Source organism: Pedobacter jamesrossensis (genome assembly GCF_042650905.1).
Taxonomy (GTDB): Bacteria; Bacteroidota; Bacteroidia; order Sphingobacteriales; family Sphingobacteriaceae; genus Pedobacter; species Pedobacter jamesrossensis.
Window position 1 is genome coordinate 1 of record NZ_JBHSBY010000095.1, and the last position, 12234, is coordinate 12234.

Consider the following 12234-nt stretch of genomic DNA (forward strand, 5'->3'; position numbering starts at 1 on the left):
AATGGTTAAATAAAATATTTCTAACCAGCAACAGACAGATAACACTCCAGATTTATTTAAACACAAAAAAAGCTGCCTCATTTATTTTGAGACAGCCTCTTTTTTGTTAAACATATGATACTGAAATGAATTCAGCAACGAACATTAATAAATACCTAAAATATTCGATATAACCACCTCGTCATCCTGAATTTATTTCAAGATCTTAAAACGGTTAAGGACTTAAAAGTATGAGAGATGCTCAAATAATTTTAGCATGACGAACTTTTTCAGACTAAACAGTATCCATATCAATTACGAATCGATATTTAACATCGCTGTTCAAAACACGTTCGTAAGCTTCGTTAACATAGTTGATGTTAATTACCTCAACTTCCGAAACAATATCGTGTTCTGCGCAAAAATCCAGCATTTCCTGAGTTTCTTCAATGCCACCAATGCTTGATGCTGTTAAGGCTCTGTTTCCTTGCATTAATGCCGAACCTGGAAATTTTAATGGCTCTGGTGGTAATCCCACACAGATCTGAACACCATTAACATTCAATAACTTTAAGTACATTTCATAATCATGTGGAGCAGAAACTGAATCAATAATAAAATCGAAATGCTTCGCATATTTCTTTAATTCTTCAGGATCTTTGGTAATTACAAAATGATGCGCACCTAATTTCTTAGCATCCTGTTCTTTAGATGGCGAAGTACTCAAAACCGTAACATCAGCACCAAAAGCAACAGCGAATTTAACAGCCATGTGGCCTAAACCGCCTAAGCCTAATACAGCAACTTTATGTCCTTTTTTAATTCCCCATCTTTTAATTGGAGAATAAGTTGTAATACCAGCACATAATAATGGTGCTACGCCAGCTAAAGGTAATCTATCAGAAACATGAACAACAAATTCTTCGGTACAAACAATTTTGTTTGAGTAACCGCCGTATGTTGGTGTTTTTTTATCGCGTTCTAGGCTATTATATGTCCAAACGGTTTCGCCTTTTTCGCAAAACTGTTGCTGACCGCCTTTGCAAGTTGGGCATTCTTTGCAGCTATCAACCATGCAGCCAATTCCGGCTAACTGACCCACTTTAAATTTAGTAACATCAGAACCTACTTCTGTAATGCGGCCAACGATTTCGTGTCCCGGAACCATTGGGTAACGAGCTGGTCCCCATTCGCTACGAACCTGGTGAATATCTGAGTGACAAATTCCACTGAATAAAATTTCAATTAAAACATCTTTCGGCCCAACGTTTCTTCTTTCGAAATTCCATGGAGCCAATTTATCGGTTTGGCTGTGAACAGCGTATCCTTTTGCAGCTATCATATATTAAATTATTTTGTGTTCCAAAGCTAGCTAAATGAGTCGTTATTGTGAAGTACGAAGCAATCTTAAAGCGTTGGTAATATGTAAAATTAACTTGCCAAAATCTTATCTGGCGTAATAGGCAAAGTTCTGATTCTCTTGCCTGTGGCATTAAAAACTGCATTTGCAACTGCCGCTGAAAAACCAATTAAAGCTATTTCACCCATACCTTTTGCACCCATTGGATTGATATGAGGATCGGGTTTATTGATAAAATGAACTTCAATTTCAGGAATATCAGCATTCACCGGAACGTGATAATCTGCAAAATTGTTGTTGATGTATCTTCCGTAACGATGGTCTATAATTGACTCTTCTGTTAAAGCCATTCCTACACCACCAACCGCACCGCCAACCATTTGACTACGAGCGGTCTTAGGGCTCACAATAGTTCCAGAATCGCCAACGGAAACAATTTTATCAACCTTAACTACACCAGTTAAACTATGAACTTTTACTTTTACGAAGTGGATAGAAAACGAATACATAGAATAATCTTCGCGTTCTTTTCCCGCCTGACTCTGCTTAGTCACTTCTACAGATGGAAGATTATTTTTCTTCAGAACATCAACAAAATTTGAGGTAGCATCCATATTTGAATTGGCGGCTAACTCTGCAATTACAGATTTTAGAGCCACGCAAACATCATTTACTGCCGAACCAACGGTTGATAGCGTTGCAGAACCACCCTGACTTGGCGCTGGAGGCAAGGAAGAATCGCCGAGTTCGAATTTAATTTTATCTCCAGAAATTCCCAAAAGCTTACTCGCAATCAAGGTCATACCGGTTCCTGTTCCTGGGCCAATATCACTAGTCGCACTTTGCAAAACCAAAGTTCCATCCGCTTTTAAAATTCCTTTTACACTTGCCCTTCCCCTATTGGCATTAAAAACGCCAATGCTTACTCCAAAACCAGCTTTCCATTGCCCGTCCACTAAACTTCCCGGTTTATTTTTCCGTTCGCTCCATCCTATTTTTTGTGCGCCAATACGATAAGCCTCTTTTATGTTTTTATCAGAAAAAGGTTTGTTACGTTGCTGGTCTTGCTCAGGGTCGTTTTTAGTCCTGAAATCCAATGGATCCATATCTAAAGCATGAGCCATTTCATCTATGGCACTTTCTAAAGCGAAAGCACCCGTTGCCTCACCTGGACCACGCATCCAGATTGGAACCCCTAAATCAACAGGAACAACAGTATATTGCGTATTTACATTATCGCATTGATACATAAATTTCGCCATATTAACTACGCCTTCGGTAAAGTTTTCGTAAACCGAAGTTTCGCCAAATGCCCTATGCGTAATGCCCGTTAATTTTCCATCTTTACTTGCACCCAAGCCAATGGTTTGTACCGCTGCAGGTCTATTTCCAACCATGGTAAACATCTGCATCCTGGTAAGGACCAATTTTACGGGTTTACCAATATGTTTTGATGCCATAACGGTGGCAATTTCAACAGGCCAGGTTCTTAAAGCCATACCAAAGCCGCCACCTACAAATTCTGAATTAACCTGAATGTTTTCGATTGGAATTTTAAAAACATTGGCAATTGTGCCCTGAGTAGCTTTTACACCCTGTGTTTTTGCATAAACAATAACCTGATTATTTGGACGCCAATCTGCAATAATCCCATGTAATTCCATCGGATTATGCGTTTCAATCGGGAGATGATATTTCGCCTCAATTTTAATTTCAGCAGTTTTGTAAGCATCTTCAACGCCACGCTTATAATCTGGCTGACCTTGAAGTTTCTTAGATTTTGAATCGCTGACAGCCTTCTCAAAATCAGTATTAAATTCTTCCTTTGTGTAAGTTGCTTTAACTAATGATGCAGCATAGGTTGCTCTTTCAAAAGTATTTGCAACAACTATGGCAATTGGTTGTCCATTGAAGAAGATTTTATCTGTATAAAAAATCTTCATTGGTGAGCCACCTTCTTGCTCGTATGCAGTTGCCGATGGCTTATTTAAATGAGAGACCACAGAAATTACACCCGGTGCTCTTTCTGCTGCTTTTGTATCTAAAGAAGTGATTTTTCCTTTTGTAATGGTGCTCGTAACTAAAACTCCATAAGTTAAGCCTGGTAATTCGTATTCTGCAAAGTATTTAGCTTTCCCAGTTACCTTGTAAACGCCATCAACGCGGTCATTTTCATCTTTTAAAACTTTCTTTTCCATGATTACGCTTTAGATTTTGCAACATTTAATGCCTCAATAATTGAATTTGGTGCCATTTGGAGTTTGAAATCATTTTCTCCGAATCCTTTTGCATCCGTCATAGCTAATTTTGCTGCTTGCTCAAAATTAGCCAGTGTAGCATCTTTACCTTTCAGGAAGTTTTCAGAAGCAGTTAAACGCCAGGGTTTGTGCGCCACACCACCCATTGCTAACCTCACATCAACTATTTTATTATTCGAAATTTCCATTGCGGCAGCAACAGAAACGAGAGCAAAAGCATAAGACGCCCTATCTCTAACCTTTAAATAATGTGTATTCTTAGCTAGATTATTTATAGGAATTTCCAATCTAATAATCATTTCATCAGCTTTTAAGTTATTATCTAACTGCGGGGTATCTCCCGCAAGGCGATGAAAATCTTTAAATAACATTTTGCGTTCGCCTTTCGAATTGGCAAGTACAACGGTCGCATCCAAAGCAGTTAAGGCAACGCACATATCACTCGGATGAACAGCGATACATTTTTCTGAAGTTCCGAAAATGGCATGCATTCTGTTGAAACCACCAATAGCTCCACAACCAGAACCTGGTTGGCGTTTATTGCATGGCATTTCGGTATCGTAAAAATAACCACAGCGTGTCCGTTGCATCATATTTCCTCCAACAGTAGCCACATTTCGCAACTGAGCAGATGCACCAGCGTTTAAAGCCATCGCCAACAACGGAAGTTTTTCTTTTATTAAGGTATGTTCAGCAACTGCTGTATTTGATGCTAAAGCGCCTATGATTATTTTATTTCCAACAAGCTCAATTTGCTTTAAAGGAACATGATTAATATCAATTAATTTTTCAGGAGCAGCAACACCTCTTTTCATTAAATCGATAAGGTTTGTTCCGCCGGCTAAAAACTTAGAATTTTTATCTTTTAAAAGTAAAGCCAAAGCAGATTTTGCTGAGGTTGTTCTCAAGTATTGGAAATTTATCATGCCTTAATTCCTCCTTTCGATACTTCAACTATTGCATCAACAATATTAGGGTAAGCTCCACATCTACAAATGTTTCCACTCATATATTCACTAATCTCAGCACGCGAATTTGTATGTCCCTCGTTTACACAAGCCACTGCCGACATAATTTGCCCTGGTGTACAGTAACCACATTGAAAACCATCATGCTTTATAAAAGCAGCTTGCATTGGATGTAACTCTTCTCCATTTGCCAAGCCCTCAATTGTAGTGATTTTCTTCCCTTCATTCATCACAGCCAAGCTCAAACAAGAATTTACTCTTTCACCATCTACATGAACCGTACAAGCACCACATTGACCGTGGTCGCAGCCTTTTTTCGTTCCGGTTAAATGCAATTCCTCTCTTAAATAATCCAAAAGTGTAACCCTTGGCTCTACCGATGTTTTATAAGCCTTATTATTTACAGTTAAATTTAGTGGGATTTTTTCAAAAAGTTCGGCAAAGCGCTCATCAGCTTGACTTTCGGCAGCTTTTAATGCAGCTGATGGCGTTAACGCTATAGCTGTAATTAAGGAACTTTTCTTGAGGAAATCTCGCCGTGTATCTCCTTGGTTAGGTTTATTATCTGATGATTGCATAATTATGTTATGGGATGATGTTTAAAGTTCGTTAATCTAAATGTTATAATCGCTTGATTAAGAAATTTAGAATAATTCTAATAAAGGTAAAAGGTTTAGGTAGTTAAATCAACACCAAATCAATCTGCTCGTCATGCTGAATTTATTTCAGCATGACGAGCAGATTGATTTTCGCATAAATACTGTAATCCTATCCTTGCATTAAGATTCACACCTGCGTATAACGACTACTCGTAAATCTTTAATAACAAAATAATTTCCAAAATGTTACTGCAATTTCTATTTTTAGCACATGGAAGATATTAAACCACTACCCGATTTATCACAAGAAGAACAAAGAGTTTTAGGTTCTTTAATCGAAAAAAGCAGAACTACGCCCGATTACTACCCAATGACTTTAAACAGTTTAGTGGCGGCTTGCAACCAAAAAAGCTCAAGAAATCCAGTGGTAAATTATGATGAAGAAACTGTTACTTTAACGTTAAACTCGTTAAAGATAAAAGGTTTAATATCCACAGCAACAGGAGGTTCGAGTAGGGTAATTAAATATAAACATAATTTAGGAATTGTTTATCCTTTGGTTCCTTCAGAGCTTTCTATCCTTTGCTTATTACTTTTACGCGGTCCACTAACTCCGGGAGAAATCAACAGTAATTCTGGTAGATTATATGAATTTGAAAGTATCGAAGAAATTTTAGAACAGCTACAAAAACTATCAGAAGAAGAACCTCATTTTGTAAAACTATTGCCAAAAAAGGCAGGTCAGAAAGAGGCACGTTTTATTCATTTGTTAGGCGAACAGCCAGAAGTTCAGGAAATTGAACAAGAAGCTCCAAAAACAACAATTTTCCAACCCAATGAAGAGCTGGAAAATCGTATTTTAAAATTGGAACAAGAAGTGGAAGATTTAAAGGAGCTTGTAAATCTTTTGATGGACAAATAACTTAAGCCTCATATTTCTTGAAAATTGTACTGGCTACGTGCCCACCAAAACCAAATGTGTTATTCAAAACATAGTTGATTTCTTTTTTAATAGGCATACCTAAAACAATATTTAATCCTTGTGGAATTTTTTCATCCAATTTTTCTGTATTAATGGTTGGAGGAATAATTCCATCTCTAATGGCTAACACACTTATTAAACTTTCCACAGCGCCAGCTGCACCAAGTAAATGACCTGTCATCGATTTTGATGCACCAACAACTACTGGTAAATCACCAAAAACATTTTTTACGGCATTTAACTCGCTTAAATCGCCCAAACCTGTTGAGGTAGCATGTGCATTTATATAGTCAATTTTATCTGCTGAAATTCCTGCATCATTCAAGGCTTTTTTCATTCCTAAAGTTGCACCAATTCCATCAGGAGGTGTTCCGGTTAAATGGTAAGCATCAGCAGCCATACCACCTCCAACAATTTCAGCGTAAATATTTGCACCACGATTTAAAGCGTGTTCCAGTTCTTCTAAAATCAAAGCACCTGCACCCTCGCCCATTACAAAACCATCTCTGCTTTCGTCAAATGGCCTTGATGCCGTTTCCGGACTATCATTTCTTTTAGATAAAGCTTGAGCAGCATTGAAACCACCAACCGATGCTTCGGTAATAGCAGCCTCAGAACCACCAGCAACCATAACATTTGCTTTGCCCAAACGAATGGTATCAAAAGCATTGATAATTGCAGTGTTAGAAGAGGCACATGCCGAAACCGTACAGTAATTAGGTCCACGTAATTTGTGGCGGATTGAAATAGCTCCGGCCGCAATATCTACAATCATTTTAGGTATAAAAAACGGACTGAATCTTGGCGTTCCATCACCTTGATGAAATTCTGCTAATTGCTGTTCAAAAGTAGAAATACCACCATTTCCAGTAGCCCAAATAACGCCAACTTCGGCCAATTGGTCATCGGTCATTGATGTAAAATCTAAACCAGCATCTGTAATTGCCTGGTCGCTTGATGCAATGGCATATTGCGTAAAAGTATCATATTTTCTTGCTTCTTTTTTATCTAAAAAAGATTCAGGATTAAAGTCTTTAACCTCGGCAGCAAAGTGCGTTTTAAACTTGCTGGTATCGAATTTAGTAATCGGACCAACACCGCTTTTACCAGCTAAGATGTTTTTCCAAAAGCTTTCTACTGTATTACCAAGGGGCGTAATAGCACCTAGTCCTGTAACAACTACTCTTTTCATTTTATTATTTTTTTGTCGGTTTCCTTAAATAAAAAGTCAACTAACGATTGAATTTTTGGGGCGATTAATAATATAGCCGGAATAGCAACGATGTACGAAATGCCCCAAGATTTTAACCATACTTTCATAAATATTGAATTGAACCCAAGATTTACGCTTATGGCTGCAAACGTTACTATTCCGGTGGTAAATATCGCCATTATAAAAGCGAAAGCCAGTTTCTTTTTCATTTTGCTTTATACGGATACGTTAAACCGTTTGTAACCAGTCTTTTCTATTCGCATTCACTACATTCAAGGCGGCAATTGGCGATTGGCGGAAAAGCTCGTAAATTTTAGCGGTATCGCCAACACGAATTTCAAAATCATCATTAGCTAAAGCTGCGATAAATTCATCAGCTACTAACGATGGTTTGATTCCATTATGACCGCCAATTTCTTTCGAAAATTCTGTATCAACCAAAGGCGGCATCAACTCGAAAACCTTAACCGAAGTATTTTCTAACGTTAAACGTAATGAAGTGGTGTAAGAATGCAACGCGGCTTTGCTTGCCGCGTAACCTGGCAAATTAATACCGGGAACGTAAGCAACAATCGATGATACATTTACAATAGCAGATTCATTCTGGCTTTTTAATAGTGGTAAAAACTTTTGATTCATTCTAATAATCGACAAATAATTAGTCAACATTTCTTCCTCTGCATTTGAAAAAACATCTACATTTGCATCTGCTAAATTGTATAGAATTGCTTTCCCTGCGTTGTTAATTACCATATTTAACTTTGGGAAGTTCTTAGTGATTCTTTCAACCAGATTTTCTACTTCATCTGCTTTGCTTACATCGAATGGAATTGCAGTAACGTTTTTAAGGCCAGCAATAGCAGCCTCCAAACGCTCTTTATTTCTACCAGTTACAATAACATGGTTATCGAGTGCAATTAATTGTTTAACAATTTCTAAACCTATACCAGCCGTTCCGCCGATAATTAATACGGTGTTTTTTGAAGTTTTCATATTTATAATTAATATTTTATACCAATCGGTATATTTAAATTTAAAATTTTTTATTTGAGGCTATTGATATAATTTTTTAAAGAATCTATAATTAAATCCCAGTTTTCAAGCTTATTCATTAATCGTGAAATCATAATTCCTCCCTCAATCATTGCGATAATGGTTAAAGCAATTTGTTCCGAATTTGAATCAGCAGCGATTTCTTTGTTTTCAATCCCTTCCTCAATTAATTTAATGATCCGTTTTTTCCAGGATAAAACGGCCTTTACAACCTTTTCGCGAAGTGCCGGATGAGTATCGTCTGAATCAATCGCTGTATTTAAAATTGGGCAACCGCCACTAGTAAATGTACTGGCAATTACACTTTGGTAAGCATCAACATAACTCATTAACTTAGTCTTCGATGTAGTTTGAGCAGCCATTGCAGCCTCTATTTTTGATACATTGTCATTTAAATTATAATCGAAGGCAGCCAATGCCACTTCATCTTTATTAGCGAAATTGCCGTAAATACTGCCTTTAGTTAAACCTGTTGCAGCCGTAATATCGTTTAAAGATGTGCCAGCATAACCTTTTATGTTAAAAATAGGTGCGGTTTTTTCTACGATATAATTTCTGGTTTTCTCTGCTTTAGTCATCTCTCTAATTAATTGACGATGCAAATATATACCGATTGGTATTTTTATTTGTCATGATGAAGTATTTTTTTAACCTAAACCTATTAAGCAAAATTGCTAGGCTAACTTTAATTTCCCCTTTCCATAAATAGATGGATTTAAAGAGATTAACGTATAAGCTGATAACCAACACTTTTAATATCAAAATGATGTTTCCTTTCTTCAAGGAGAGGGACTTGCAGAAGATGTGAAGCAGCATAAACTTTAATAAGGTGAGGTTTTTGTAGAGCAGTTCTACTGCTTGTTGTTTACTTCACTCCTGCTTTCCATTATAGTCCCGATAGAAAAAATCCGGGCTGCCATTCTAATCAGGTCTAAATTACTTCTGATGTACTACTATCATTGTTTTAAAACCCACAGTATCATTTACAATAATTTAAGTTTGAATTTTGTAACTTTGCTTATATGGGTACCACAGAAACTATAGAAGATTTCTATCAAAATAAATTTAGCTTTTTACCTGAAAATTTGAAAAATGGCGTAGGCCACTTCAATGTTTTCAAATTAGAAGATTGTCTTCGTGACGATAACAAGCAAATGAGTTATAATCGCAGAGATTTCTATAAAATAGCGCTTAACCGAGGTCACAACATATATCACTACGCTGATAAAAGCATCGAAATAAATGGAACCGCACTTCTGTTTTTTAATCCGTTAGTTCCATATACCTGGGAATTAGCAAGTGGTGATAAAAGCAATGTAACGGGTTTCTTCTGCATTTTTACAGAGGCTTTCTTTACAGAAAAAATCAGAGGTAATATTGGCGACTTGCCTATGTTTGCAGCCGGCGGGAAACCTGGCTATGTACTTGATGAAAAGCAAGATGTTATCGTTTCTTCAATATTTAAAAAGATGCTTGAGGAAATAAATACCGACTACATTTACAAATACGACTTGCTGAGAAACTACATTACAGAAATTACCCACTTCGCTTTAAAAACACAACCATCAGAAGCTTTGTTTAAGCATACTGATGCAAATAGCCGAATCACATCGGTATTTATCGAGCTATTAGAGCGTCAATTCCCAATTGAAACTACTTCGCAGAGATTTACAATGCGTTCGGCTAAAGATTACGCATCGCAACTTTCGGTTCATGTCAATCATTTAAACCGTGCAATTAAAGAAACTACGGGAAAAACCACTACACATTATATCACAGAACGCTTATTAAGCGAGGCAAAGGCTTTACTTAAACATACAGACTGGAATATTTCTGAAATTGGCTATTGCTTAGGTTTTGAAGAACCTACACATTTCAACAACTTTTTCAAAAAATTAACTAACCATACACCAACCTCTTACAGAATTGTTTGAATTTCGTAATCATCGGTTTGAATGATGTAATATCGAATATTAATTCTTCGCGTAATTTTGTCTTAACAAAAAGGATAAAATTATGGGACTTAAAAAAGTTTGGCTTGTAACAGGTGCTTCAAAAGGTTTAGGGCTAAGTTTAGTTAACCAATTATTAAAAGCTGGTCAGTATGTTGCGGCAACTTCCAGAAATATTAATGAACTAACAACTGCCGTAAATTCAAATTCAGAAAAGTTTCTTCCATTGCCAGTAAATCTTAATGATGAATTAAGTGTAGAACAGGCTATTAACGCAACTATAGCACAATTTGGTAAAATTGATGTGGTTATAAATAACGCTGGCTATGGCATTGGCGGCAGCATTGAAGAACTAACCGATGAAGAAACCCGTAACAGTTTTGATGTAAATGTTTTTGGTACACTAAATGTAATCAGAAAAGCGATGCCACATTTGCGAACACAAAAATCTGGGCATATTATTAACATTGCATCTATCGCTGGTATTATTGGTGCAACAGGCTGGGCGGTGTATTCGGCATCAAAAGCAGCTGTGATTGCACTATCTGAAGTTTTAGCTGAAGATGTAAAAGCGTTCGGGATCAAAGTTACAGTGGTTGCTCCGGGTGCATTTAGAACAAGTTTTCTTACACCAGAATCTTTAGTATTGGCTAAAAATCCAATTGCTGAATATGAGGATGTTCGTGCTGTGCATGCCAGATATTTAAAAATGGATGGACAACAAGTAGGTGACCCTGAAAAAGCTGCAGCTGCTATGATTTCTTTGGCTGCGATGCCTAACCCGCCTATTCATTTATTGCTTGGAAACGATGCTTTATCAAGAGCAACTACAAAAATCGAATCGTTGGAAAAAGAATTTCAAGAATGGAAAGCCATTACAATATCTACGGATTTCTAAACAAATCTCTATTAAAAGGAGGCATGAAGCAATCTTATATTCAAGAGATTGCTTTGTACCTCGCTATGCCGGAAAGCTATTAAAATTTTAAAACAAAAATTATGGAAAATAAAAAAGTATGGTTCGTAACAGGTGCTTCAAAAGGCCTCGGACTAACATTAGTGAAAAAATTATTAAGCAATGGCAATCGTGTCGCTGCAACTTCAAGAAGTATATCAGACTTAGAAAAAGCAGTTGGTACTCATGAAAACTTCTTGCCTTTATCCGTTGATTTAATCGACGAAAGCAGTGTTGAATTAGCTGTAAGCCAAACAATAACTAAATTCGGAGAATTGGACGTTGTGGTAAATAATGCAGGTTACGGAATGATTGGCGCTTTGGAGGAATTAAGTGATAAGGAATCTCGAGAAAACTTTGATGTAAATGTTTTTGGCTCCTTAAATGTGATCAGAAAAGTATTGCCTCAAATGAGAAAGCAAAATTCTGGTCACATTTTTAATATTTCATCAATCGCCGGTTTCTCAGGTAACTTTCCTGGGTTTGGAATCTACTGTGCCACAAAATTTGCAGTTTCTGGTTTTACTGAATCTTTAGCAGCTGAAGTGAAATCTTTTGGCATTAAAGCTACAGTTGTAGAGCCAGGTTATTTCAGAACAGAGTTTCTTACTTCAGGTTCTTTAGCCGTTCCATCTAATCCGATTATTGCTTACAAGGAAGTTCGAGATTCGCAGGCAGCGCACCAGAATGATATTAACAACCAACAGCCTGGCGACCCAGCGAAAGGATGTGATGTAATTATTGCAGCAGCTGAAAGTGAAAATGCACCTTTACATTTGTTCTTAGGTCCAGATGCTTACGCTGTTGCAGAGTATCCGCCCTATAAACTACATATTTGATTAACCCATTATATTTTTAAAGTTCTGCGGGTAGAGCTCCTTGATTTTTTTGTGGTTTATCGACATTATATTTTCC

At 37.0% G+C, this 12234-nt stretch carries 12 protein-coding genes; 4 read left to right on the forward strand and 8 right to left on the reverse strand.

Annotated elements, in window-relative coordinates; translation table 11 throughout:
- Positions 1 to 274: 274 nt before the first annotated feature.
- The 4 genes from ACFOUY_RS09910 to ACFOUY_RS09925 form a co-directional block, all read right to left on the reverse strand.
- On the reverse strand, positions 275 to 1321 hold the full coding sequence (locus ACFOUY_RS09910) for an NAD(P)-dependent alcohol dehydrogenase (RefSeq protein WP_378960358.1): 1047 nt from the start codon (positions 1319 to 1321) through the stop codon (positions 275 to 277).
- A gap of 89 nt (positions 1322 to 1410) precedes the next feature.
- Complete coding sequence (locus ACFOUY_RS09915; protein WP_378960359.1) at positions 1411 to 3537, reverse strand: xanthine dehydrogenase family protein molybdopterin-binding subunit; 2127 nt, start codon at positions 3535 to 3537, stop codon at positions 1411 to 1413.
- Between the two features lie 2 nt (positions 3538 to 3539).
- On the reverse strand, positions 3540 to 4505 hold the full coding sequence (locus tag ACFOUY_RS09920) for an FAD binding domain-containing protein (protein WP_378960361.1): 966 nt from the start codon (positions 4503 to 4505) through the stop codon (positions 3540 to 3542).
- Positions 4506 to 4519: 14 nt separating this feature from the next.
- Positions 4520 to 5143, reverse strand: a complete 624-nt coding sequence (locus tag ACFOUY_RS09925; protein ID WP_378960363.1) for a (2Fe-2S)-binding protein — start codon at positions 5141 to 5143, stop codon at positions 4520 to 4522.
- A 292-nt stretch (positions 5144 to 5435) separates the two neighbouring features.
- Here ACFOUY_RS09925 and ACFOUY_RS09930 point away from each other — a divergent pair, with 292 nt between their 5' ends.
- Complete coding sequence (locus ACFOUY_RS09930; RefSeq protein ID WP_378960365.1) at positions 5436 to 6086, forward strand: YceH family protein; 651 nt, start codon at positions 5436 to 5438, stop codon at positions 6084 to 6086.
- Position 6087: 1 nt separating this feature from the next.
- On the opposite strand, the gene fabF is transcribed toward ACFOUY_RS09930, so the two are convergent.
- Genes fabF through ACFOUY_RS09950 form a run of 4 tightly spaced genes read right to left on the reverse strand, consistent with a single transcriptional unit; the run spans position 6088 to position 8990 of the window.
- Complete coding sequence (gene fabF, locus ACFOUY_RS09935; RefSeq protein WP_378960366.1) at positions 6088 to 7338, reverse strand: beta-ketoacyl-ACP synthase II; 1251 nt, start codon at positions 7336 to 7338, stop codon at positions 6088 to 6090.
- Positions 7335 to 7568 (reverse strand): DUF2798 domain-containing protein, encoded by a 234-nt coding sequence (locus ACFOUY_RS09940; protein ID WP_378960367.1) that lies wholly within the window; start codon positions 7566 to 7568, stop codon positions 7335 to 7337. The genes fabF and ACFOUY_RS09940 overlap by 4 nt, the downstream gene beginning before the upstream one ends.
- Positions 7569 to 7587: 19 nt before the next feature.
- Entirely contained in the window at positions 7588 to 8352 is a 765-nt protein-coding gene (locus ACFOUY_RS09945; RefSeq protein ID WP_378960368.1) for an SDR family oxidoreductase, read from the reverse strand.
- Positions 8353 to 8402: 50 nt separating this feature from the next.
- Positions 8403 to 8990: a TetR/AcrR family transcriptional regulator gene (locus ACFOUY_RS09950; RefSeq protein ID WP_378960369.1), complete on the reverse strand. Its 588-nt coding sequence runs from the start codon at positions 8988 to 8990 to the stop codon at positions 8403 to 8405.
- Between the two features lie 444 nt (positions 8991 to 9434).
- On the opposite strand from ACFOUY_RS09950, the gene ACFOUY_RS09955 reads away from it, so the two are divergent.
- The 3 genes from ACFOUY_RS09955 (at position 9435) to ACFOUY_RS09965 (ending at position 12158) form a co-directional block, all read left to right on the forward strand.
- Complete coding sequence (locus ACFOUY_RS09955) at positions 9435 to 10346, forward strand: helix-turn-helix domain-containing protein (protein WP_378960371.1); 912 nt, start codon at positions 9435 to 9437, stop codon at positions 10344 to 10346.
- Positions 10347 to 10428: 82 nt separating this feature from the next.
- Positions 10429 to 11262 (forward strand): SDR family NAD(P)-dependent oxidoreductase, encoded by an 834-nt coding sequence (locus tag ACFOUY_RS09960; RefSeq protein ID WP_378960372.1) that lies wholly within the window; start codon positions 10429 to 10431, stop codon positions 11260 to 11262.
- Between the two features lie 101 nt (positions 11263 to 11363).
- Positions 11364 to 12158 carry an SDR family oxidoreductase gene (locus ACFOUY_RS09965; RefSeq protein WP_378960373.1) on the forward strand — a complete coding sequence of 265 codons (795 nt, stop codon included), beginning with the start codon at positions 11364 to 11366 and terminating at the stop codon, positions 12156 to 12158.
- The last annotated feature ends 76 nt before the right edge of the window (positions 12159 to 12234 follow it).

Bases quoted from the DNA above. Each gene is read 5' to 3' on its own strand.
- ACFOUY_RS09910 (WP_378960358.1), bottom strand. From the start codon at position 1,321: ATGATAGCTGCAAAAGGATACGCTGTTCACAGCCAAACCGATAAATTG.
- ACFOUY_RS09915 (WP_378960359.1), bottom strand. From the start codon at position 3,537: ATGGAAAAGAAAGTTTTAAAAGATGAAAATGACCGCGTTGATGGCGTT.
- ACFOUY_RS09925 (WP_378960363.1), bottom strand. From the start codon at position 5,143: ATGCAATCATCAGATAATAAACCTAACCAAGGAGATACACGGCGAGAT.
- ACFOUY_RS09930 (WP_378960365.1), top strand. From the start codon at position 5,436: ATGGAAGATATTAAACCACTACCCGATTTATCACAAGAAGAACAAAGA.
- fabF (WP_378960366.1), bottom strand. From the start codon at position 7,338: ATGAAAAGAGTAGTTGTTACAGGACTAGGTGCTATTACGCCCCTTGGT.
- ACFOUY_RS09940 (WP_378960367.1), bottom strand. From the start codon at position 7,568: ATGAAAAAGAAACTGGCTTTCGCTTTTATAATGGCGATATTTACCACC.
- ACFOUY_RS09945 (WP_378960368.1), bottom strand. From the start codon at position 8,352: ATGAAAACTTCAAAAAACACCGTATTAATTATCGGCGGAACGGCTGGT.
- ACFOUY_RS09950 (WP_378960369.1), bottom strand. From the start codon at position 8,990: ATGACTAAAGCAGAGAAAACCAGAAATTATATCGTAGAAAAAACCGCA.
- ACFOUY_RS09955 (WP_378960371.1), top strand. From the start codon at position 9,435: ATGGGTACCACAGAAACTATAGAAGATTTCTATCAAAATAAATTTAGC.
- ACFOUY_RS09960 (WP_378960372.1), top strand. From the start codon at position 10,429: ATGGGACTTAAAAAAGTTTGGCTTGTAACAGGTGCTTCAAAAGGTTTA.
- ACFOUY_RS09965 (WP_378960373.1), top strand. From the start codon at position 11,364: ATGGAAAATAAAAAAGTATGGTTCGTAACAGGTGCTTCAAAAGGCCTC.